This window comes from Kitasatospora sp. NPDC048194, from assembly GCF_043202455.1.
GTDB lineage: Bacteria > Actinomycetota > Actinomycetes > Streptomycetales > Streptomycetaceae > Kitasatospora.
The window spans coordinates 277,708-300,793 of the sequence record NZ_JBIDAK010000001.1 but is presented as its reverse complement, the minus strand read 5'-3'; the positions used below and the strand labels follow the sequence as shown (position 1 = coordinate 300,793).

The window sequence follows — 23,086 nt, the reverse complement described above, 5'->3', positions numbered from 1 at the left end:
TCGTCACCCTCAGTGGGACTTAAGGGCGATTTAAGCCCCTCTTGAGGGAGCGCCTTCATATCGCTGACGATCACTCAAATCGCCTGCCTCGAAGGGGGAAACGGATCGGGACCGGCCGGACAACGGAACGGGCCCGCCATGCGCCATGCGCATGACGGGCCCGTCCACCGACGCCCCCGGTACCCCGCCGAAGGCGTCGCGTCCGTCGGTTCAGCCGATCGCTCCCGGCTGCCCGGTGAGCACCTCCACGGCCGCCAGCCCGCAGACCCGGGCGGCGCCGTGGGTGGAGATGTGCAGCGCGCCGATCGGCTCCGACTGGGGCAGCCCCATCTCCACCACCGCGGCGTCCGGCCGGGCCGCCACCAGTCGGCCCAGCGCGGCGGACATCCAGGCGTGCCGGTGTGCGTCCCGGACCACCAGCACCAGCCGGCGGTCCTCGGCGCCGGCCACCACCTCGGCGACCAGGGCGTCCAGCAGTTCGGGGGTGGCCTCGGCGGCCGACACCTCGCGGGTGCGGGTGCCGGGGAAGCGGTCGGCCAGCATGCCGGCCACGCCCCAGGGGGTGACGTCGCCGACCGCGATGTTCGGCTCGTCCGAGAACGAGGCCACGTACGGGCGCTCGCTCACCGGCAGCACCTCGCGGCCCGGCGCCCGGACCACCCTCAACGCCCGGCGCGCGGCCCGCAGGCCGACCGCGAGGTCCGGCTCCGCCCGCTCGCCCTGGGCCGAGATCCGGCCCCAGCTGCCCAGCGCCCGGACCCGGTCGGCCGCGTCGGCCAGCCGCTCCTCGGAGAGCCTGCCGGAGCGCACGCCCGCCACGATGGCGTCGCGCAGCATCAGCACCGTCTCCTCGTCGGCCAGCCCGCCGCCGACGCAGATCGCGTCCGCGCCGGCCGCCAGCGCCAGCACGGTGCCCTGCCCCATGCCGAAGGTGTCGGCGATGGCGCCCATCTCGATGGCGTCGCTGACGACCAGTCCCTGGTAGCCGAGGCCGCCGTCGGCCGGGGCGGCGCGCAGCAGGTCGCGCAGCACCGTCGGGCTCAGGGTGGCCGGCAGTTCCGGGTCCAGCGCGGGGATCATGATGTGGGCGGTCATCACGGCCTTGGTGCCGGCCGCGATCGCGGCCTGGAACGGCACCAGGTCACGGGCGCGCAGCACGTCCAGGTCCACGTCGATGACCGGCAGGCCGTGGTGGGAGTCCACGGCGGTGTCGCCGTGGCCGGGGAAGTGCTTGGAGCAGGCGGCCACGCCGGCCGACTGGAGGCCCTCCACCCAGGCGGCGGTGTGCCGGGCGCACAGCTGGGGATCGGCTCCGAAGGAGCGGACGCCGATCACCGGGTTGCGCGGGTTGGAGTTGACGTCGGCGGTGGGCGCCCAGTTGTAGTTGACGCCGGCCGCGGCCAGCGCCCGGCCCAGCTCGCGGGCGACGTCCCGGGTCAGCGCCGGGTCGTCGATCGCGCCGAGCGCGAGGTTGCCGGGCCAGGAGGAGCCGGAGCCCGATTCCAGCCGGGTGACGTCGCCGCTCTCCTCGTCGATGGCGATCAGCAGGTCGGGGTTCTCCGCGCGCAGCGCGCGGGTGAGCGCGGAGAGCTGGTCGAGGTCGACCACGTTGCGGTCGAACAGGGCGACCGAGCCGAGCCCGGCGGCCAGGTGGCGGCGCAGCCACTCCGGCGGTTCGGTGCCGACGAAGCCGGGCTGCAGGACGGTCAGGGCGTCGCGGTGCAGCTGGTCGCTGTCCGGGGCGGTGGGAACGAGGATGCTCACGGTGGCTCAGCCCTTCACGGCGCCGTCGGTCAGACCGCCGACCGCCTTGCGCTGCAGGAAGATGAACAGGATCAGCACGGGGATGGCGAACATCGTGGAGGCGGCCATGGTGGCGCCCCAGTCGTTGCCGAAGGCCGTCTTGAAGGAGGACAGCCACAGCGGGAGGGTCTTGCCCTGCTCCTTGTTCAGCCACAGCACGAGCGGGAACTCGTTCCACGCCGTGATGAAGCCGAACAGCGAGGTGGACATCAGGCCCGGGGCCAGCAGCGGGAAGATCACCTTCACGAAGGCCTGGGTGCGGGTGCAGCCGTCGACCATCGCCGACTCCTCCAGCTCCTTCGGCACCGCGGCGATGAAGCCGCGCAGCGTCCAGATGGTGAAGGGCAGGATCATCATCATGTAGAAGAGGGTCAGCGGCACCAGGCTGTTCAGCAGGTCGTTGTCCCGGGAGATGATGTACGCCCCGACGGTCATGACCTCCCAGGGCGCCATCTGCGCCATCATGATCACCAGGACGAAGGTCTTGCGGCCGCGGAACCTCATCCGCGCGATCGCGAAGGACGCCAGGGTCGCGATCACCAGCGAGATCAGCACCGCGCCGACGGTCACGGTGATGCTGTTGGTGGTGTACGTCCAGAAGTCCGGGGCGTTCACCGCGGTGGTGAAGTGCTGGAAGGTCCCGTCGAAGGGGACGAAGACCGGCGTCTTGCTGATGATGTCGCGGTCCTGCTTGAACGCGGTCGCGATCATCCAGTAGACGGGGAAGATGAAGAAGACGATGAGGACGACCGCGATCACGTTCGGCCAGGTACGTCCGAAGAGAGAGCGCCTCACAGCTCGTCCTCCTGCTTGATCATGATGCGGAAGTAGTACGCCATCAGCACGCCCAGCATCAGGATGGTGAGCACCGCGATCGCGGCGCCGACGCCGTAGTGCTGGCTGCCGGATCCCTCCAGGAAGGCGTGGACGGGCAGGGTCCGGGTGAGCTTCTCGGGGCCGCCGCCGTTGATCGCGTAGACCTGGGTGAAGGACTTGAACACCCAGATGACCTCGAGGAAGGTCGTGGCCAGGAAGAACGGCTTCAGGTTGGGGAAGATCACCGCGCTGAAGATCTTCAGGGAGCCGGCGCCGTCCATCCGGGCGGCCTCGTACAGCTCCCTGGGGATCGTCGTGAGCCCGGCGTACATGTTGAACGCCACGAAGGGGATCGACATCCAGACGATCAGCAGGATGACGACGAAGAAGGTCGAGTACTCGTCGCTCATCCAGTTGTAGTGCGCCATCGAGTGCCAACCGAGCTGGTCCAGGAACCAGTTGACGACACCCCACTGCTCGTCGAACAGCCAGGTGTAGACGGTGGTCGCGGCGACCACCGGCATGGCCCAGGCCATCAGCAGCGCGATCGACAGCGCCAGGCGCATCTTCTTGCCCAGGTGGTTGAGCAGCAGGCCGGTGAGGGTGCCGCCGACCATGATCAGCACCACATTGACCAGGGTGAAGGCGACGGTGCGCCCGGTGACCGACCAGAACTCGGGGTCGGTCAGCTGCTCCTTGTAGTTGTCGAAGCCGGTCCACTCGGTCAGGTGCATGACCAGCTGGCGCCGGTTGAGGTTCTGGAACGACAGCAGGACAGTCTTCAGCAGCGGCCAGCCGAGCAGCAGGATGGTCGCCACGACGGCCGGCAGCAGCAGCAGGTACGGGGCGAGGCGGGAGCCGAGGCCCGGTCCGCCCGCGGATCTGGGGCGCTTCGGCGCGGCGCCCCCGGCTCCGCCGCCGCCGGCGCTGGTGTCATTGCCGGCCACCGCGGCCTCCCCTGGCTCCGGGGACCGCGTCTGCACCCGCTCCGAATGCACAGCCATCGTTCTCACTTCCTCACAACCCGGCCACGACGGACGGGCGTCGCCCACCGGCCCCCCGCCGGGGGCCGGTGAGCGACGCCGCTCGATGCTTACTGCTTCTCGTTGAGCCGCTTGGCGATCTCGTCGTCGTACTTCTTGGCGGTGGCCGCGTAGTCGCCGCCCTGGAGGGCCGCGGTCAGGAAGTCCTTGATCGGGTTCGGCTTGTTCTCGACGCTGGCCCAGTTCGGGGTGTTCGGGGTGATCCCGCCGACCGCGGTGGCCGCCTGGGCGGCCTTCGCGAACTCTCCGGTGAGCTGGCTGTTCAGCGCCGGCTTGTTCGGGATGTTCCCGGCGGCGGCGACCAGGCCCTCGTTCTTGTCGTTGAGGGCGATCTTCAGGAAGTCCTTCGCCATGTCGGTGTTCTTGCTCTGCGAGGCGATCGCGAGGTTCGAGCCACCGATGAAGACGCCGGACGGCTTGTCGGCGGTCTTGCCCGGCAGCGGGAAGAAGCCGATCTTGTCCTTGGCCATGGTCTTCTCGTCCGGCAGCTCCCAGCCGAGCGCGATCATGGTGCCGACGTCGCCCTTGCCGAAGACGTCCTTCTGCTGCGGGGTGGCCTCGTCCTTGTCCTTCGGACCGGTGACCGAGTAGCCCTGCAGCTTCTTGTAGGTCTCGAAGGCCTTCTGCGCCTCGGGCGAGGACAGGCCGCCGACCCACTTGTCGCCGTCCTTCTTGGCGATCTTGCCGCCCTCACCGGTGAGCAGACCGAAGTAGGTGTACCACTCCTGGCCCGGCAGGTAGATCGGGTCGGTGACGCCCGGGGTGGCCTTCAGCTTGTCCAGGTCGGCGTAGAACTCGTCCAGGGTCTTCGGGGCGTCCGTCAGGCCGGCCTTGGCCCAGAGGTCCTTGTTGTAGGCGACCACCCGGTTGGAGACCCACCACGGGGCGGCGTACTGCTTGCCGTCCAGCACCGCGGCCTCGTTCTGGTTGGCGGCCCAGGCGTCGCCGCCCAGGGCGGCCTTGTCCTTGGTGATGTCCAGCAGACCGCCCGAGGCGGCGTAACCGGCGGTCTGGGTGTTGCCCAGCTCCAGGACGTCGACCGAACCCTCGGACAGCGCGGCGGTGATCTTCGGGCCGATGTCGGTCCACTCCTGGGTCTGAAAGTCGACCTTCGAACCCGGGTAGGTGGTCTCGAACTCGGTCTTGACCGCGTCGGTCCAGCCCTTGGGGGCCGAGCCGGTCATGGTCCACACCTTGAGCGTCTTGCCCTTGTACTTGTCGGCGGCCGAGGCGGAGGACGACTTGGAGTCACCGTCCTTCTTGCCGTCCGAGCTGCAAGCCGCCAGACCGACGACCATTGCTGCGACGCCGACCGCCGCGATGAGCTGACGCTTCACGCCATCCTCCTGAGGGATGCCTGGGTTGCCCCCGTCGGGTGGCAGCGGCAGACCCACGCGAAGCGGGAGGAAAGGTGCCGCGGACCCCTTCGAACGGGTGGGGGGATTCATCGTTACCGGCCTAGTGGTGTAGACCAGATGCCTGGAGCTTGGCCTAGACCAATGGGCCTGTCAACGGCTGTTCGACCGATCCCGACCACCCGTTATCAAGCCGACACCGCACATCGTTCAACGCGTGATGAGGTATTCGTTCCGTAGCCATACATGCAACGATGTGACCCGTTAACGATGTGGCGGGGCTGTAAAGGGCTCCGCGAGAAGCGGGAGAACAGGTCCGATGAGCAGCGACGGGGGAACCACCGCCCAGGTCGACGACCCCGAGGTCAACGACCTCCCGACGCCCGGCGCCGACCCGACCGCGCGCGTCCCCAAGTACTACGGCCTCAAGCGCCACCTCCTCCAGCTGACCGAGACCCAGCCCGCCGGCACCCCGGTCCCGCCCGAGCGCGCCCTGGCCGCCCAGTTCGACACCTCGCGCACCACCGTCCGCCAGGCCCTGCAGGAACTGGTCGTCGAGGGCCGGCTGGAGCGCATCCAGGGCAAGGGCACCTTCGTGGCCAAGCCCAAGGTCGCCCAGGCCCTGCAACTCACCTCCTACACCGAGGACATGCGCGCCCAGGGCCTGGAGCCCACCTCCCGGCTGATCGAGATCGGCTACATCACCGCCGACGACCGGCTCGCCCCGCTGCTCGACATCAAGCCCGGCGGCCGGGTGCTGCGGATCGAGCGGCTGCGGCTGGCCAACGGCGACCCGATGGCCATCGAGGTCGCCCACCTGTCCGCCAAGCGCTTCCCCGCCCTGCGGCGCAACCTCGCCAAGCACAACTCGCTGTACGCGGCGCTGCGCGAGGTCTACGGGGTCACCGTGGCCGAGGCGGAGGAGACCATCGAGACCACCCTGGCCGACCCGCGCGAGGCGGGACTGCTCGGCTCCGACCTCGGCCTGCCGATGCTCCAGCTCTCCCGGCACTCCTTCGACGCCGAGGGCGAGCCGGTCGAGTGGGTGCGCTCGATCTACCGCGGCGACCGCTACAAGTTCATCACCCGGCTGAAGCGGCCGGAGTAGGCGACTCCTCCCCCTCACGCCCTTCCACACCTCGGGCACCGGCGCGCGCGCCCTGCGCGCCGGTGCCCGTTCGTGTCCGGATGCCGGGAAGTTGCGCCAATCCCGGTGACATGGATCACTCCATGCTCTAGATTGCGCAGCCGTACTGACTGCCGATCACCGATGGTGCTGCTCGGCGGGCTCACGGGGGTGCGCGACGGCTCCCGGGGCTGCGGCGCCGACGGGGAACCCTCCGGAGCGGAGCCGAAGATGCCGTCTGACCAAGCCCCCACCGAACCTGTCATGCCTAAGCCAGCGGGGCGGCCCGTCCCCGCGGTGACCCCGGAACGGGTGCTGGCCGGGCTCGCCCTGCTCGTGCCGATCGTGGCGATGCTCTGGGTGTCCTCGTACGACAAGAACGACCCGGCGGTGGCCGGGATGCCGTTCTTCTACTGGTACCAGCTGCTCTGGGTGCCGGTCTCGGCGGTGTTCACCGTCGCCGCGTACCTGCTGATCAACCGGGACGAGAAGGCCCGCGCCGCGGCCCGCCGGGGCGGTGCGCGATGAAGGACGTCAACGTGCCGGCCCTCGTGGTCTTCGTGCTGTTCTTCCTCCTGGTCACCGCGATGGGCTTCCTCGCCTCCCGCTGGCGCCGCGCGGACGACGCGGCCCACCTGGACGAGTGGGGCCTGGGCGGACGCAGCTTCGGCACCTGGGTGACGTGGTTCCTGCTCGGCGGCGACCTCTACACCGCGTACACCTTCGTGGCCGTCCCGGCCGCGGTGTACGCGAGCGGCGCGGCGGGCTTCTTCGCGGTGCCGTACACGATCATCGCCTACCCGCTGGTCTTCCTCTTCCTCCCCCGGCTCTGGTCGGTCTCCCGGGTGCACGGCTACGTGACGCCGGCCGACTTCGTCCGCGGCCGGTACGGCTCGCGGCCGCTGTCCCTGGTCGTCGCGCTGACCGGGATCCTGGCCACGATGCCCTACATCGCCCTCCAGCTGGTCGGCATCCAGGCGGTGCTGGACGTGCTGGGCGTCGGCGGCGGCGCGAACGCCAACTGGTTCGTCAAGGACCTGCCGCTGTTCATCGCCTTCGGCGTGCTGGCCGCCTACACCTACTCCTCCGGGCTGCGCGCCCCGGCGCTGATCGCCTTCGTCAAGGACGCCCTGGTCTACATCGTGATCATCGTCGCGGTGGTCTACATCCCGATCCGCCTCGGCGGCTACGGGCACATCTTCAGTGCCGCCGCGGACCACTTCAAGCAGACCAGGGCCGGCTCGCTGACCGTCCCCGACAACAAGCAGTGGACGTACGCGACGCTGGGCCTCGGCTCGGCGATGGCCCTGTTCATGTACCCGCACTCGGTGACCGGCGTGCTGGCCTCCAAGTCCCGCAACACGGTGCGCCGCAACATGGCGATCATGCCCGCCTACTCGCTGATGCTGGGCCTGCTGGCACTGCTCGGCTTCATGGCGATCGCGGCCGGTGTCGGCGGCGGCGTCAAGGGCTTCAACGCCCAGCTCTCGGTGCCGCAGCTGTTCGCGGACATGTTCCCGGACTGGTTCACCGGCGTGGCCTTCGCCGCGATCGGCATCGGCGCGCTGGTGCCCGCCGCGATCATGTCCATCGCCGCGGCCAACCTGTTCACCCGCAACGTCTACAAGGAGTGGCTCAAGCCCGCCGCCACCCCCGCCGACGAGACCCGGATCGCCAAGCTGGTCTCGCTGCTGGTCAAGGTCGGCGCGCTGGTCTTCGTGCTCGGCATGGACAAGCAGGCCGCGATCAACCTCCAGCTGCTGGGCGGCCTGTGGATCCTGCAGACCTTCGTGGCCATCGTCGGCGGCCTGTTCACCCGCTGGTTCCACCACTGGGCGCTGTTCGTCGGCTGGGCGGCCGGCATGGTCTACGGCACCTGGAAGGCCTACGGGATCGCCAGCCCGGCCACCAAGCACTTCGGCGGCAACGCGGCCGAGATCCCCGGGATCGGCGAGATCGGCTACATCGGCCTGACCGCCTTCGCGCTCAACCTGATCGTCGCGGTCGCGCTCACCCTGGTGCTGCGGGTGGTCAAGGCGCCCGACGGCCCGGACGAGACCAAGCCGTCGGACTACAGCGCCGAGGCCGGCGACGACGAGCTCGAGAACGCGCCGGAGCCCGTAGCGGCGCACTGATTGCCGTCGCGCGCGCCCTGTGATCGTGCCGCCTTCTCCGTGAACACTGGAGGAGGCGGCGCGATCATATGTATGAACGGGCGTGCACGCCGGGCACCACCAGACCGGACCGGCGACCGGCCGGAACCTGATCGACCCACGGGGAGCTCGCGGCCATGGCAGAACTCGGCACCACCCTCAACGGCCAGCACCAGTCCACCCAGAGCCCGCACCACCACGTCACCGCCCACCGCCCGGCGGCGGCCACCCGGCTGCCGTCCGTGCTGATCGCCACCCGGCACGGCGAGTCCACCGCCAACGTGGAGTTCCAGCTGGCCGAGGCCGTCGGCGCGCTCAGCGTCCCGATCAGCTGCCGGGACGCCGACATCCCGCTGTCGCTGCGCGGCCGGCAGCAGGCCCAGGCGCTCGGCCGCTGGTGGGCCGCCCTGCCCGGCGCCGACCGCCCGCGCAGCGTCTGGTGCTCGCCGTACGTGCGCACCACCGAGACCGCCCGGATCGCGCTCGCCCAGGCCGCCGGCCTCGGCGCCGTCCCCGTCACCCCGGCCGTCCGCTACGACGAGCGGCTGCGCGACCGCGAACTCGGCATCCTGGAGATGCTGCCGAAGGCCGCCATCGAGGCCAAGCACCCGGAGGAGGCGGCCCGGCGGCGCAAGATGGGCGAGCTGTACTACCGGCCGCCCGGCGGCGAGTCCTGGGCCGACGTAGCTCTGCGGGTGCGCAGCCTGCTGCGGGACCTCTGCGAGGAGGAGGCCGGGCGGCCCGTCCTGCTGGTCGCCCACGACTGCACCGTGCTGATGCTGCGCTACGCGCTGGACCGGCTCACCGAGGCGCAGCTCACCGCGCTCGGGCCGGTGCACAACTGCTCCACCAGCGTGTGGCGGGCCCAGGAGGGGCGGCTGCGGCCGGACGGCTGGAACGCCGTGGACCACCTGGCCGGCTGATCAGCAGGAGTCGGCGAAGCAGCGCCGGTACGCCAGCGGCGTCGTGCCCAGCCGGCGCCCGAAGTGGTGCCGCAGCACGGCCGCGTTGCCGAAGCCGCAGCGCGCGGCGATCACGTCCACCGACTCGGTGGTCGACTCCAGCAGCCGCTGGGCCAGCAGCACCCGCTGCCCCGTCAGCCAGCGGTGCGGGGTGGTGCCGGTCTCCTGCTGGAAGCGCCGGGCGAAGGTGCGCGGCGACATGTGCGCCCGGGCGGCCAGCTGCTCGACGGTGGCCTCCTGGTCGAGGTGGTGGCGCATCCAGTCGAGCAGCGGCGCCAGCGAGTCGCCGTCCCCCTCGGGCAGCGGACGGTTCACGAACTGGGCCTGCCCGCCCTCCCGGTGCGGCGCCACCACCATCCGGCGGGCGATCGCCCGCGCCACCTCGGCCCCCTGCACCTTGCGCACCAGGTGCAGGCAGGCGTCGATGCCCGCCGCCGTACCCGCCGAGGTGATCACCGGGTCGTCGTCCACGTACAGCACGTCCGGCTCGACCACCGTCTTCGGGAACCGCTCGGCCAGCTCCTCGCTGTGCCGCCAGTGGGTCGACGAGCGGCGGCCGTCCAGCAGCCCGGCGGCGCCCAGCACGAAGGCGCCGCTGCAGATGGACAGCACCCGCCCGCCGTTCGCGACCACCCCCCGCAGCGCCTCCAGCAGCGGCTCCGGGTACCGCTCCCGGATCCCCGAGGCCGTCACCACCGCCAGGTCGGCCCCGGCCAGCCGCTCGGGCCCGTACGGGACGTCCACCGCGAAGCCCGAGTGGGTCGCGTGCGGGCCCGGACGGGCGCCGGCCAGCGCGAAGTCGTACCCGGGCAGGCCGTCCGCGGTGCGGTCCAGGCCGAACACCTCACAGGCCACCCCCAGTTCGAAGGGGTGGACCTCCTCCAGCACCACCGCGACGACGTTCTTCAGCATGCCGCCCAGCATGCCCCGCAGGGCCGGGCGCGGGGAAGGCCCGCGGTGGCAGGAATTCGAGGCAAACGGTCATTCCTGCCACTCGCGGGGCCCCGCACCGCCCGGCCACAGTGGTGTCCATGGAACCCGGCACCCTCGCAACCGCACTCGCCCTGGCCGGCGCCGTCGGCGGCTTCGGCCTCCTCGGCGCCATGATCGGCCGCGAACTCTCCCGCAGCACCGCCACCGGCCGCGACAACTACCACCGCCCGGGCGGCTACCCGGCCGACCCCGCCCGCCCCGACCGGCTGTACGGCACCATGCCCGCCGCCTCCCTGCGCCCCTCCGCCGACCCGGCCACCCTCCCGGTCCGCTCCACCCCCGAGATCCGCACCGCCCACGGCTCCGGCACACTGGCCCGATGGACTTCCTCATCCGTCAGGCCCTCCCGCGCGACCTCGAGGACGCCGGCCGGGTCACCGTCGAGGCCTTCGTCGGCGACGGCCACACCCGGCCCACCAGCGACTACGTCGGTCTGCTGCGGGACGCCGGGCGCCGGGCCCGGGAAGCCGAACTCCTGGTCGCCGTCGACGCGTCCGACGAACGGGTCCTCGGCTGCGTGACCTTCGCCGTCGGCGGCACCGCGTGGGCCGACATCGCCACCCCGCAGGAGGGCGAGATCCGGATGCTCGCCACCGCCGCCGCCTCCCGCGGCCGCGGCGTCGGCGAGGCCCTGGTGCGCGCCACCATCGCCCGCAGCCGCGCCCTCGACCTGGCCGGCATGGCCTTCTCCACCCGCCCGCAGATGACCGCCGCGCACCGCGTCTACGAGCGCACGGGCTTCCGGCGCACCCCGGCCCGCGACTGGGCGCCGTACCCGGGGATGGACTTGATGGTCTACACCATGGCGTTCTGACGCCCCGGTGGACGTCACCGGGCACCCCCTCCCCGGTGACCGGCGGACGATCAACAGACGACTTTTGATATAAACCACAGATCAAGACACGTCTTCGACACGTCGCGGAAGTCGATCGACCCCGGGGGGACGCACCACATGGACGACGGGCCCGGTCTCGGCGTGCCCGGAAGCGGCCCCACGCTGCAGGACATGCGCGAGGCACGGGGCATCAAGGCGCCCACCACCAGCCGCTACGCCATTCCCGCACCGGTCCCCGAGCCGCGTGGCCCCCTGCCGCCCTCGGTCCGCTTCACGGCGGTCGACGGGCTGCGCGGCGTCGCGATCGCCTCCGTGCTGCTGTACCACACCGACTGGTTCCAGAACGGCCTGTTCGGCGTGGACGTCTTCTTCGTGCTCTCCGGCTTCCTGGTCAGCCTGGTGCTGATCCGCGAGCTGGACCGCACCGACGGCATCCGGCTCGGCGTCTTCTACCGCCGCCGCGCCAAGCGGCTGCTGCCCGGCCTGCTCGCCACCGTCATCCTGGTGGTCGGGCTGTCCGCCCTGGTCAGTCCGCTACGGGACGTCAAGGACCTGCGCCCGCAGGCCCTCGCCGCACTCGCCCAGATCGCCAACTGGGCGCAGCTCTCCCGCGGTGACGCCTACTGGCAGCACTTCGCCTCGATCGACCCGCTCGCGGCCATGTGGTCGCTCAGCATCACCGAGCAGTTCTACGCGGTCTGGCCGGTGCTGCTGCTGATGATCTTCGGCCTGTGCCGCCGTTCCCTGCGGGCCACCGGCATCGCCACCGCCGTCCTGTTCGTCGCCTCCGCCGCCGTCGCCCCGCTGATGTGGGACGGCGACAACAGCGACCGCCTCTACCTCGGCACCGAGACCCGCGCCGTCGGCTTCGCAGCCGGCGCCACCGCCGCCTTCGGGGTCTACCTGTGGATGCGCCGCCGGGTCCGCGCGACGGCCGCCGACGAAGCGGACGGCGGCCGCCCCCGGCGGGGCCCGTCGGGGGGCGCCGCCCTGCCCACCCTGGTCGGCACCGCGGCCCTCGGCGGCCTGGTCTGGGCCAGCCTGTCGGTCGGCTCGTACCACGAACCGTGGCTCTACCAGGGCGGACTGGCCCTCGTGGCGGCGCTCGCCGCCGTCCTGACCGCCTCGCTCTGCCACGACCGCGGCCCGCTGGTGTGGCTGCTGTCGCTGCCCCCCGTACGGCTCACCGGCACCATCTCCTACAGCCTCTACCTGCTCCACCTGCCGGTGTACTGGCTGCTCCAGCACTACGTCGACGACATATCGCCGCAGAAGCTGCTGCTGATCGGCGCACCGGTCTCCTGGGTGCTGGCCTGGCTGCTGCACACCGCCACCGAGAAGCTGCGGGTGCTGCGCTGGCGCGCCTTCCCGGCCGTTCCGCTGCTGGCCGTCACGGCCGCGGTGGCCACCACCGGCGCCTGGTACCTGCCGGCCTGGGTCACCCACGACATGAAGTCCGGGTCGAGCAGCGAGCCCGTGGTCCTCGTCCTCGGCGACTCCTTCGCCCAGGACCTCGCCACCGGCCTGTACCGGCACGGCGACCGCTACCGGGTGGTCGACGGCGGGATCAGCGGCTGCGGCGTGTTCGACCCGGACAAGGTGCGCACCACCTCCGGGACGGAGTTCGAGACCAGTACGGACTGCCGGAACCGGACGGCCGAGTGGGACCGGCAGCTCGACTCCGCCGCGCCCGAGGCCGTCGTGATCCACCTCGGCTGGGACGCCGCCGAGCAGTACCTGGACGGCACCTGGCTCAACCCCTGCGACGAGGACTACCGCAACCGGTACCGCACCCAGCTCACCCAGGCCGCCGAACAGGTCCGCCGCCGCGCGCCCGGCGCCCAGGTGCTGCTGATGAACGAGCGCGTCGAGAACGGCGCCATCAACAAGACCTGGGGCACCTGCTACAACCAGCAGGTCGGCGACTTCGTGAAGTCCTCCGGCGGCACCGTCACGCTGCTCGACCTGGACACCTTCTACTGCCCGTACGACACCTGCGTCTGGCGGGACAAGGACGGCCACCGGGTCACCCCCGCCAACGACGGGGTGCACCTCACGCCGGCCGGCATGCGGTTCGTGACCCCGTGGCTGGAGAAGCAGATCGCGGACGCGCTGTCCGGGGCCCGGCCGGACCACCCGGGCCCGGAGCCCACCCCGACCCCCGCGGCCACGCCGACCCCGACGGCTACCCCGACCGCCACGCCCAGGGCCGGCCAGACGCCCACGGCGACCACCCGGCCGACAGGCCGGTCCACCCCGGCCAAGCCGACCAGGACGCCGACCGGCCGGGCGACCGCCGGGACCGGCGACCACCCGGCGGAGACGCAGCCGTAGCCCGGCCCCAGCCGTAAGCGGACCGCGGCCGTACCCCGGCTCGAGCCGCCGGCCCGGAACCCTCGGGGACCGCTACTGCTGCGGGACCTCGTACGTCTGCGCGAAGCAGTCGCGGATCGCCTTCTCGGATTCCGGGCGCCCGGCGTAGTCCATCCGCGGGGTGTCCGGGGTGGTCGGCAGGGTGGGGTCGATGCCGAAGTACAGCGACCAGAAGTACAGTCCGCGCAGCTTGCGCTCCTGCGCCACCTGGCAGACCGCGGTGAACCAGGTGGCCTGCACGGCCTCGTTCAGCTCGGTCTTCTTGTAGTACTCGCCGGGCGTCTTGTACGCGCCCTTCTGCGCCGGGATGCCCACCTCGGTGAGCTTGGTGGTGGGCTGGGGGCCCTTGCCGCGCTTGTCCAGCCAGGCGTTCCAACTGGCCTTGAGGTCGGCGATCGGAGCGTCGTCGTCGGCGTTCTTCGCCGGGGGGTAGGCGTCCGCGCCCGTCCCGTCCGCGGGGACCGCTATCGGGCCCTTGGACCAGTTGTCGAAGTTCGCGTCGTATACCAGCTCGCCGTGGAAGGCCTTCCGGGCCTCGTCGATGAGGCCCTGCCAGTGCGGGTCGCCCTCCAGCGAGTTGAACTCGGTGCCGATCGTGAACTCCGCCACCGCGTGGTCCTGCGCGGTCTTCAGGTACGGCGCCAGGAAGGCGGCGTAGCTGGCGAACCAGGCGTCCCGGTCGGTCGGGGCGATGTTGCCGCGCCACTTCAGGGTGTGCACGTAGTCGAACACCTCCTCGTCCATGATCGGACGCACGGTGGTGCGCAGGCCGGCCCGGTGGGCGGCGTCGAGCAGCAGCGCGAGGCGTTCCGGCGTCGGTGAGGTCGGCCGGGCGGCGACGGCGTTCGACTTGGTGCCGGTGGTGTAGTACGGGAACGTCACCGACAGCGAGTTGGCGTTCAGCCCGACCACGTACTTGACGATGCGGTCGACCTTGCCCTGGACGAAGCTGTCCGGGTCCGCCGGGTCGTCCAGCCAGTACACCTGCACGCCCCACTCGGGGCTGCCCTTGGTCCACGGTCGGGCCACCTTGGGGCCGGTGTCCGCGGGGGCCGGCGGCGCGTCCTTGCCGAAGCCCCAGACCCGGCCCTGCTCGGTCGGCGCGCCGGCCCAGTGCACCTCGGTCGGACGCCGGTGGTCGAACCTGATCGGGTGGTCACCCCAGACCACCGGGACGGCGACGGTGATGCCGAGCACCAGGGTCGGCAGGACGAAGATCGCGGGGCGTTTCACAGTCGTGCTTTCCGATCAGGCCGGCTTGGCGATGACGACGAACTTGTTCTCCTCGCGCTTGAGGAACTTGATCAGTCCCCGCAGGCCGCCCCAGCCCTCCAGGAAGGAGAACAGCGGGATGCAGGCCACCACGACGACCGGTTCCCACCACTTGCGCCGGTGGTTGGCCGAGGAGACCACGTTCAGCCGCAGCCCCTCCCAGTAGGTCCAGATCACGTACGCGAAGTTGATCGCCCACAGCAGCACCACCGACTGGGTCACCGGCGAGGTGTTCCAGGTGCCGGTGAACCAGGCGACCATCAGCACCAGGCCGACGTGCTGCAGCGGGCCGAGCACCCAGCTGACCATGCCCATCCCGATGAACAGCCGGTACCGCAACGGGATCGTCTTGTTGAAGCAGAGCGCGACCAGACCCCAGGCCCAGCGCTCGCGCTGCTTGAGGAAGTCCTTGACGCCGGCCGGGGAGGCGCCGTAGCAGCGGCCGTTGAACCAGTCGCTGCGGCCCGGGTAGCGCTGGCAGAAGTTCAACGCCATCTGGGCGTCCTCGACGATGGTCTTCGGCCCGAAGTCCCAGCCGATGGTGGCCTCCACCGAGGAGCGCACGATCAGCAGCTCGCCGTGCACGCCGGCGATGGGGGTACCGGTGCCGGTCATCGCGCGGAAGCGGGCGATGTCGTCGGCCGGGCGGATCGCGTCGGCGAGCCAGGTGAAGGTGGAGACGGCGTTCTCCCGCGGGTAGGTCAGGATGCCCTGGGCCATGTGCTTGGCGTCGTCACCGGCGCGGCGCTGCCGGTTGACGAACTGGGCGACCGCGGCGGCGGTGTCCGGGCCGACGCCGGTGTCGTCGTCCATGTGCAGCACCCAGACGTCGTCCTCGGCCTCGCCCTCCTCGATCCGCAGCTCGTGCGAGTAGTGGTTGGCGCGGGCCTTGAACTTGGTGCCGTTGGCCGTCTCGTACGCCTTCGGCACGGTCACCACCCGGATCAGCGGGTGGCGTTCGGCCAGCTCGTCGATCTTCTCCGCGGCGGCGCAGCCCTCCTCGGTGAGGATGTCCACCCGCATCCACGGGAAGTACGGCGGCAGGTGCTCGACGTACGAGAGCACCGAGCGCTCCAGCGCCGGATAGGTGTCGTGGCGGCCGATGGTCGGCACCAGCACGATCAGGAAGTCGTCCTCGACCGGCGCCGGCGGGGTCATCTTGTCCACCTGGCGCAGCCGCCGGCGGACCATCAGCACGCCCTGGAAGCCGATCAGCACGCCGAACACCGGCATGCCCCACAGGATGGTGATCGCCCAGCCGAGCGGGGTCGGGTTCGGGACGTACGCCCAGAGGGAGAAGGCGAAGATGATCAGGAAGGCGACGTAGAACGGCAGCACCCGGGGCTTCCACGACATCTGTCGCTCGGCGAGCCGGGCGGCCTCCCGGGACGTGGTGAGCACCGTCCGCGCAGGGGCTGTCGTCGTCATGGTCGGAAGTCGTTCCTCGTCTGGTGTCGGTCCGGCCCCGAGGTGGGGCGCGGGTCGTCGGTGAGCGGTCAGGCCTGGGGCGGGCGGTCCGCGGGCGGCGTGTCGGCCGGCGGCGGCACGCCCGGGCCGGGCGCCACCGGTCCGGGGGCCGCCCCGCCCGGGGCGGGACCGGACGGCACGGCGGGCCACTGCTGCTGGGCGACGGTCGGCTGGTACGACGGCGCCGTATGCGTGGGCTGCTGGGCGTACGGCACCGGCTGAGGGGGCTGCGGCTGCGCCGGGGGCCAGCCGGCGGGCTGCTGCTGGGGCTGGGCGTGGGGCTGCTGGGCTGCCACCTGCCGGTGCCAGACGGGCTGGGCCGGCTGCTGCTGCGGCCATCCGGGCTGCGGCTGGCCGTACGGCACGGGCGTCGGCGCCGACGGCACGGTCTGCATGATCGACCAGTGCGGCTCCCCGGCCGGCGCGGCCTCCGGCCGCTCCCCCCGCGCGGAGCGGGCCAGCAGCAGGATCAGCACCGTGGTGACGACCACGCCGATCGCGAAGGTCGCGAGCTTCAGCCAGCCCTCGGTGGTGCCGGTGAACCACTCCCGCTGCGGCCGGTCCAGCAGCGCGCCGGTCAGGCTGCGCACCCGGTTGTAGCCCTCGACGAGCGCCACGCCTGCCGCCACCCCGAGTGCCCAACTGCGCCCGCGCAGCAGCAGGATCCCCGCAACCAGGTACAGCAGACCGTAGTTGAGGCTCCCGGTCTCGGCGGCCACCGAGCTGCCGCCGTAGTAGAAGATGCCCTTGAGGTAGGCGGCGAAGCCGACCTGGCCGAAGCAGTTGTACGCCGCCCAACCGAGCAGCACCGCACCCCAACCGACCGCGAGACCACCGGCCCCGCGTATCGGACGTGTCTGTGCCATCCCCTACCCCCGCCCCTTCGGACCCTCACCCGGCCGTGCACGCAGCCCTCGGTTTCGCCGCCACAGGATGCCACACGCCGCAAGGGACCCGGAATTCCGCCCGTTCGGCGGATCCCGGAGCGTCCCCGGGCGCCCCCGGCGGGATCCGGTGGATCTCAGCGGACGTGCAGCCCGCCCCAGTCGACGGTCCCCCCGAACGAACCCGAGCCGCCGGTGATCGCCAGCGGGCTGTGGTAGGTCGCGTTGACGTCCGCAGCCGCGTTGCGCGGCTGGTCCGGGGCCAGGTTGGCGGCGGTGAGCGACTGCCCCCAGACCGTCCAGATCGTCCAGGGCGTGCGCCGCAGGGTGTCCGGCTGGCGGGCGTTGACGGGGACGGCGAAGGACTCGGCCAGCATCCGCGGCTTGTCGTAGGCGGCGAGTCCGTCGTAGTAGCGCTTGGTCCACACCTCGCCGGTGCCGATCGGGTGCGCCGGGCTGCCGCTGTAGTCGTCGACCCCGACCACGTCGACGTACTGGGCGCCGGGGTAGTAGTCCCAGGGGTCCACGCCCGGGGCGCCGTCCCAGGACACCGGCGTCCAGACGAACAGCAGGTTGTGCAGCCCCCTGGTCTCCACCAGGTACTTGTAGGTGATCCTCCACAGGGCCTGGTAGTCGGCCGGCTTCTGGCCCGCCCACCAGAACCTGCGGGAGCAGTCCTGCACGTTCATCTCGTGGTAGGGGCGCAGCAGCACGGGCACGTCGTGGGCGGCCAGGTACTCCAGGTGGTCGGCCAGGTACGACAGGTCGGTGATCAGCGCCCGGTACTCGGCGGTGTCGTGCGCGGCGTCCACGACCCGGCCGAACCAGCCCGGGTCCTTCGCCGCCGGGGAGTTCGCGCAGAGCACCCGGTCGAAGGACTTGACGTCCGAGCCGGGGTAGGGCTCGTGGAAGGACATGCCGACGATCCCGGCGGGCGCGCCGCCGTTGTCGGGCAGTTCGGTGCTGCTGCCGTCGCAGTTCTGCTGGACGCCGGAGCTGTCGTAGGTGCCGTCGTCGGGGCGCGGGTGGCCGGACCAGACGGCGGCCATCAGGTCGACGGCGTCATCGGTGTACTGCCAGCCGGTCCGGCAGGTGGGCCAGCGGCCGGCGGAGTAGGAGCGCGGGTTGCCCGCGCCCCAGGCGTTCTGGCCGTAGCCGGGGCCGAGGTCGGTCTCCAGGAAGCCCGGCAGCTTCCCGGTGATGTCGGCGGCCTTCTTGTAGTAGTAGCCGACCTGCTTGGTGCCGCGGTAGTCGCCGTACTCGGGGTTGTTGCGCTCGTTGTGCGCCTCGACGTGCTGGCCGATCACCGTCCCGCCGCTCTGCCCGGTACGGGCCTGGCGCTCCAGGTCGGTCAGGAACTGCTCGACGGCGCGGGCGTTCGGTGAGGCCTGCGGGTCCCGGGCGAGGAGGTCCCGGCCCACGTCGGGCGGCAGGGTGCGCCCGGGGGCACCGACCGACACCGGCACCCGCACCGGCTGGGTCCCGTCGACCCGGTCGTCACGGCCCAGCAGCGCGAAGGTGCCCGCGACGACCACGATCCCGGCCGCGGCCAGGACGGCGGACTTGCCGCGCAGGGCATTGGGCAGGGCCACGACCGCTCCTCCGGTTGCTCGCCGGTACCGACCCCCACGGACGCAACCGGAACACGCGTACGAATGACTCCGTGAGAGCCTGCCACACTCCCCCGGTCCCGGCGAACGCTCCTGCCGCACCGGGGGTGTCGGCGCGTCAGCCGGTCGGGGTGGCCGCCGGCGTGCCCTGCGGCGTGCCCTGGGATCCGGGCGTCGCGGAGCCCGCCGCCTTGGCCCGCTGCAGCAGCTGGCCCTTCACGTGCTCGGCGAACCCGGAGGCCGCCGCGCTCGCGGTGGCGTCGGGGGCGTTGCCGCCCTTCGCCGAGCCCTCGACGGTGAAGTAGGCGTACCGGCCCAGGCTGCTGTGGGTGCCGGGGCAGCCGGCGTTGGCGCAGAACGCCGGGGCTCCGGGCGCGGGAAGGCCCTTGAGCTGGCCGGTGAAGTTCTTCATCGCGGTCTCGGCCTGGATCTTGTGGTCGAAGACCGCGGCGCCGACGGTCACCGCGCTGTCGCCGGAGACGTACGTCGCCCGGAGCACCTTCTGGCACCCCTGGTCGCCGAGGACCTTGCCCAGCCCGCCGGTGGTGGAGTTGCCGTCCCAGCAGGGCTGGTCCAGCGAGACCACGGTCCGGATCCAGGTCGCGCCGTTGATCGTCACCTGCGTCGCGGAGAACAGCGCCCCCGCGTCCTGCGGCGCCGGATCGGTGGCGGCCTCCCAGATCGGCTTCGACGGGTCGTCAGCCTGTCCGCCCGGGGTGGCGCTCGACAGACCGGGGGTCGGGCGGCCGGAGGTGGGCGCCGGGGTCGGGCCGCCGCCGGCCTCCTTGGGGCCGTCCTTCTTGCCCAGCAGCACCGCGCCGCCCGCCACCAGGCCGCCCACCACGACGACCGCGGCCACGATGCCGATGACCTTCATCCGGCGCTTGCGCTTGGCGGCGGCCTCGTTGCGGTCCGCCAGCGCCTCCCAGTCCGGCTCGACGCGCTGCGGCGGCACCGGCTGCTGCTGCCACTGGGGGGCGGCGGCCATCGGCTGCACCGGCTGGGGCTGCGGCGGCATCGGCTGCGGGACGGGCTGGGCCTGCGGCACGGGCTGCGGCTGCGCGACCGGCTGCGGCTGCGGCACGGCCTGGGGCTGCGGCTGCGCGACCGGCTGCGGCACCGGCGGAACGGGCTGCGAGAGCGGCTGCGCGGACGGCACCACCGGCCCGTAGGAGGCCGGCGGCGGACCGAAACCGCCGCTCGGCGGCGCCACCGGGCCCGTCCCCGGCGGCTGATGATTCGGTGCGCCCCCCGACCCGGCGGGGGGCGTTCCCTGCGGCCCCTGCCCAGGTACGCCAGTTCCGTCGCTCATGCGCCCAGATCGTAGGGCATCCCCCTGACCGCTGGTCCCCCCGGTGACCGATCCGTATCGAAACCCGGACGGGCGCCGGGCGGAGCCGGCCCTGACGCCGGGTCGGCCGGGCCCGGACACGGTGCGATCGGCTCGGGCGCCGGGGCGGGCGAGGGCCGGGCGCCGGGGCAGGTGGAGACCGGGCACCGGGGGCGGATCAGGGCCGGGCGCCGGGGCGGATCAGGCCCGGCCGAACGCCCGGATCCGGGCCCCGGACGGCCACGAACGGCCACTCGCCCGGTACCGCCGGTCATCGCCCCGACACACCGCGCCGCACAACATCTGGTGCCGCATCACTGAGACACCACTACATGTATGCTCACTCCTGCTGTCGATGCAGGGGAACCCGGTGGGAATCCGGGACTGCCCCGCAGCGGTGTGCGGGCGGCTCCAGCAGCCGTGCCCGCGAGTCCGAGTACCTGCCGGCGGCGTGCGCCACGGCCCTCCCGCAGAGGCCGCGCCAGCACGAGCAGTACCCCTCCGGGCCTCGCGGGCGGGCCGGGGAGACACCGTCGCGCGACGCGCTCCGCGTTCGCGCCGTGCTCCCCTGCCCAGATCGGCCCGGTGCCACCCGATCACCGCCGCCGATCGCCGCCAGGAGAGAGCGCCTTGACCACCGCTGCCTCAGCCACCCTGCCCGCCCAGGGCTCCGGTACCGCCTTCACCGACCCGACGGTCTCCGACCCCGGCGGCGCGCTGCTGCGGCTGCTCACCGACCGCAGCGCCGACCTCACCGAGGTCGACCCCGGCCATGTCGCCGCCGCCGCGCTGCGCGGCCGCCACGCCGGCTCGGACTTCGCCGAGCTGCGCGGGCTGGCCGTGGACGCCGCCGCGTCGATGATCGCCGAGGACCCCCAGTACTCGAAGCTGGCCGCCCGCCTGCTCGCCCTGGAGATCGTGGACGAGGCGAACAGCCAGGGCGCGGTCTCCTTCTCCGCCTCGATCGCCGTCGGCCACGCCGAGGGCCTGATCGGCGACACCACCGCGGCCTTCGTCGCCAAGCACGCCGCCGCCCTGGACGCGCTGATCGACGCCCACGGCGACGACCGCTTCGAGTACTTCGGCCTGCGCACCGTGCAGTCCCGCTACCTGCTGCGCCACCCGATCACCCGCAAGGTCATCGAGACCCCGCAGCACTTCCTGCTCCGCGTCGCCTGCGGCCTGGCGGTCGGCGACTCCGAGCAGTCGGTGCGCGAGGTGGCCGAGCTGTACGGCCTGATGAGCCGCCTGGAGTACCTGACGTCCTCTCCGACGCTCTTCAACTCCGGCACCCGGCACCCGCAGATGTCGAGCTGCTACCTGCTCGACTCCCCGCTGGACAACCTGGACTCGATCTACAACCGCTACGCGCAGATCGCCCGGCTGTCCAAGCACGCCGGCGGCATCGGCCTGTCCTACTCGCGCATCCGCTCGCGCGGCAGCCTGATCCGCGGCACCAACGGCAAGTCCAACGGCATCGTCCCGTTCCTGCGCACCCTCGACTCCTCGGTCGCCGCGGTCAACCAGGGCGGCCGCCGCAAGGGCGCGGCCTGCGTCTACCTGGAGACCTGGCACGCCGACATCGAGGAGTTCCTGGAGCTGCGCGACAACACCGGTGAGGAGGCGCGCCGCACCCACAACCTCAACCTGGCGCACTGGATCCCGGACGAGTTCATGCGCCGGGTCAACGCCAACGAGGACTGGTCGCTGTTCTCCCCGGCCGACATCCCCGAGCTGGTCGACCTGTGGGGCGCCGACTTCGACGAGGCGTACCGCAAGGCCGAGCAGGCCGGCAAGGCCGTGCGCACCATCCCGGCGCAGACCCTCTACGCCCGCATGATGCGCACCCTCGCCCAGACCGGCAACGGCTGGATGACCTTCAAGGACGCCTCCAACCGGGCCGCCAACCAGACCGCGCTGCCGGGCCGCACGGTGCACTCCTCCAACCTGTGCACCGAGATCCTGGAGGTCACGGACGACTCCGAGACCGCCGTCTGCAACCTCGGCTCGGTCAACCTCGGCGCCCACGTCGCCGCCGGCGCCACCGCCGACGACCTGCTGGGCGCGATGGACTGGGAGCGCCTGGACGCCACCGTCCGCACCGCCGTCACCTTCCTCGACCGCGTGGTGGACATCAACTTCTACCCGACGACCGAGGCGGGCACGTCCAACTCCCGCTGGCGCCCGGTCGGCCTCGGCGTGATGGGCCTCCAGGACGTCTTCTTCAAGCTGCGGATCGACTTCGACTCCGCCGAGGCGAAGACCCTCTCCACCCTGATCGCCGAGCGCATCATGCTCACCGCCTACGAGCGCTCCGCCGACCTCGCCGAGCAGCTCGGCCGCCACGAGGCGTACGGCGAGACCCGCGCCGCCCGCGGCGAACTGCACATCGACCACTTCCCGACGGCCGCCCCGCAGTGGGCCGACCGCTGGACGGCCCTGCGCGCCCGCATCGCCGAGACCGGCCTGCGCAACTCGCTGCTGCTCGCGATCGCCCCGACCGCGACCATCGCCTCGATCGCCGGCGTGTACGAGTGCATCGAGCCGCAGGTGTCCAACCTGTTCAAGCGCGAGACGCTGAGCGGCGAGTTCCTGCAGGTCAACCCGTACCTGGTGCGCGAGCTGAAGGAGCTCGGCGTCTGGGACCAGCAGACCCGCGACGCGCTGCGCGACTCCAACGGCTCCGTCCAGGAGTTCAACTGGCTGCCGGCCGAGGTCCGTTCGCTGTACCGGACGGCCTGGGAGCTGCCGCAGCGCGCGCTGATCGACCTGGCCGCGGCCCGCATGCCGTACCTGGACCAGAGCCAGTCGCTGAACCTGTTCATGGCCGCGCCGACCATCGGCAAGCTCAGCTCGATGTACGCGTACGCGTGGAAGGTCGGTCTCAAGACCACCTACTACCTGCGCTCGCGCCCGGCGACCCGCATCGCCCAGGCCGCGTCCGGCACCGCCCGCGCCGCCGCGCCCGTGCCGGTCAACACCCCGACCCTCACCCCGGAGCAGGAAGCCGCCATCGCCTGCTCCCTGGAGAACCCCGAGTCCTGCGAGGCCTGCCAGTGAGCAC

General features: G+C 71.9%; 17 protein-coding genes and 1 riboswitch. Of the genes, 7 read left to right on the top strand and 10 right to left on the bottom strand.

Annotated features, from left to right (window positions below; genetic code table 11):
• Positions 1 to 210 precede the first annotated feature (210 nt).
• The 4 genes from ACGF07_RS01515 to ACGF07_RS01500 all read right to left on the bottom strand — a co-directional run bounded on the left by ACGF07_RS01515 (position 211) and on the right by ACGF07_RS01500 (position 4,999).
• Positions 211 to 1,764: a glycoside hydrolase family 3 protein gene (locus tag ACGF07_RS01515; RefSeq protein WP_350748142.1), complete on the bottom strand. Its 1,554-nt coding sequence runs from the start codon at positions 1,762 to 1,764 to the stop codon at positions 211 to 213.
• Between the two features lie 6 nt (positions 1,765 to 1,770).
• Positions 1,771 to 2,598: a carbohydrate ABC transporter permease gene (locus tag ACGF07_RS01510; protein WP_350748145.1), complete on the bottom strand. Its 828-nt coding sequence runs from the start codon at positions 2,596 to 2,598 to the stop codon at positions 1,771 to 1,773.
• Complete coding sequence (locus ACGF07_RS01505) at positions 2,595 to 3,623, bottom strand: carbohydrate ABC transporter permease (protein WP_392894459.1); 1,029 nt, start codon at positions 3,621 to 3,623, stop codon at positions 2,595 to 2,597. The genes ACGF07_RS01510 and ACGF07_RS01505 overlap by 4 nt, the downstream gene beginning before the upstream one ends.
• Positions 3,624 to 3,712: 89 nt before the next feature.
• Positions 3,713 to 4,999, bottom strand: a complete 1,287-nt coding sequence (locus tag ACGF07_RS01500; RefSeq protein ID WP_392894457.1) for an extracellular solute-binding protein — start codon at positions 4,997 to 4,999, stop codon at positions 3,713 to 3,715.
• 337 nt (positions 5,000 to 5,336) lie between these two features.
• Here ACGF07_RS01500 and ACGF07_RS01495 point away from each other — a divergent pair, with 337 nt between their 5' ends.
• From ACGF07_RS01495 to ACGF07_RS01480, 4 genes are all read left to right on the top strand, one after another.
• Positions 5,337 to 6,125, top strand: coding sequence for a GntR family transcriptional regulator (locus tag ACGF07_RS01495; RefSeq protein WP_392894456.1), 789 nt, complete (start codon positions 5,337 to 5,339; stop codon positions 6,123 to 6,125).
• Positions 6,126 to 6,407: 282 nt separating this feature from the next.
• Positions 6,408 to 6,671, top strand: a complete 264-nt coding sequence (locus ACGF07_RS01490; RefSeq protein ID WP_350744130.1) for a DUF3311 domain-containing protein — start codon at positions 6,408 to 6,410, stop codon at positions 6,669 to 6,671.
• Entirely contained in the window at positions 6,668 to 8,278 is a 1,611-nt protein-coding gene (gene mctP, locus ACGF07_RS01485; RefSeq protein WP_392894454.1) for a monocarboxylate uptake permease MctP, read from the top strand. Before ACGF07_RS01490 ends, mctP begins: the two co-directional genes overlap by 4 nt.
• Positions 8,279 to 8,433: 155 nt before the next feature.
• Positions 8,434 to 9,219, top strand: a complete 786-nt coding sequence (locus ACGF07_RS01480) for a histidine phosphatase family protein (RefSeq protein ID WP_350744132.1) — start codon at positions 8,434 to 8,436, stop codon at positions 9,217 to 9,219.
• Here the strand turns inward: ACGF07_RS01480 and ACGF07_RS01475 are convergent, their stop codons facing one another.
• Entirely contained in the window at positions 9,220 to 10,170 is a 951-nt protein-coding gene (locus ACGF07_RS01475; RefSeq protein WP_392894452.1) for a helix-turn-helix domain-containing protein, read from the bottom strand.
• A gap of 400 nt (positions 10,171 to 10,570) precedes the next feature.
• Here ACGF07_RS01475 and ACGF07_RS01470 point away from each other — a divergent pair, with 400 nt between their 5' ends.
• Positions 10,571 to 11,065 (top strand): N-acetyltransferase, encoded by a 495-nt coding sequence (locus tag ACGF07_RS01470; protein WP_350744134.1) that lies wholly within the window; start codon positions 10,571 to 10,573, stop codon positions 11,063 to 11,065.
• A gap of 192 nt (positions 11,066 to 11,257) precedes the next feature.
• Positions 11,258 to 13,420 (top strand): acyltransferase family protein, encoded by a 2,163-nt coding sequence (locus tag ACGF07_RS01465; RefSeq protein ID WP_350744135.1) that lies wholly within the window; start codon positions 11,258 to 11,260, stop codon positions 13,418 to 13,420.
• A gap of 72 nt (positions 13,421 to 13,492) precedes the next feature.
• Here the strand turns inward: ACGF07_RS01465 and ACGF07_RS01460 are convergent, their stop codons facing one another.
• From ACGF07_RS01460 to ACGF07_RS01440, 5 genes are all read right to left on the bottom strand, one after another.
• Positions 13,493 to 14,692: a glycoside hydrolase family 113 gene (locus tag ACGF07_RS01460; protein ID WP_392894450.1), complete on the bottom strand. Its 1,200-nt coding sequence runs from the start codon at positions 14,690 to 14,692 to the stop codon at positions 13,493 to 13,495.
• 15 nt (positions 14,693 to 14,707) lie between these two features.
• On the bottom strand, positions 14,708 to 16,159 hold the full coding sequence (locus ACGF07_RS01455) for a glycosyltransferase family 2 protein (protein WP_392894449.1): 1,452 nt from the start codon (positions 16,157 to 16,159) through the stop codon (positions 14,708 to 14,710).
• Between the two features lie 68 nt (positions 16,160 to 16,227).
• Complete coding sequence (locus tag ACGF07_RS01450; RefSeq protein WP_392894447.1) at positions 16,228 to 17,064, bottom strand: hypothetical protein; 837 nt, start codon at positions 17,062 to 17,064, stop codon at positions 16,228 to 16,230.
• 155 nt (positions 17,065 to 17,219) lie between these two features.
• A complete protein-coding gene (locus ACGF07_RS01445) occupies positions 17,220 to 18,674 on the bottom strand; it encodes a glycoside hydrolase family 26 protein (RefSeq protein WP_392894445.1) in 1,455 nt (484 codons plus the stop codon).
• Between the two features lie 136 nt (positions 18,675 to 18,810).
• The gene (locus ACGF07_RS01440; RefSeq protein WP_392894443.1) at positions 18,811 to 19,905 is read right to left on the bottom strand and encodes a hypothetical protein; all 1,095 of its coding nucleotides are present in this window, start codon (positions 19,903 to 19,905) and stop codon (positions 18,811 to 18,813) included.
• Positions 19,906 to 20,351: 446 nt separating this feature from the next.
• A riboswitch (cobalamin riboswitch) is annotated at positions 20,352 to 20,485 on the top strand.
• A gap of 191 nt (positions 20,486 to 20,676) precedes the next feature.
• Here ACGF07_RS01440 and ACGF07_RS01435 point away from each other — a divergent pair.
• Positions 20,677 to 23,082 (top strand): ribonucleoside-diphosphate reductase subunit alpha, encoded by a 2,406-nt coding sequence (locus ACGF07_RS01435; RefSeq protein ID WP_392894692.1) that lies wholly within the window; start codon positions 20,677 to 20,679, stop codon positions 23,080 to 23,082.
• Positions 23,083 to 23,086 lie beyond the last annotated feature (4 nt).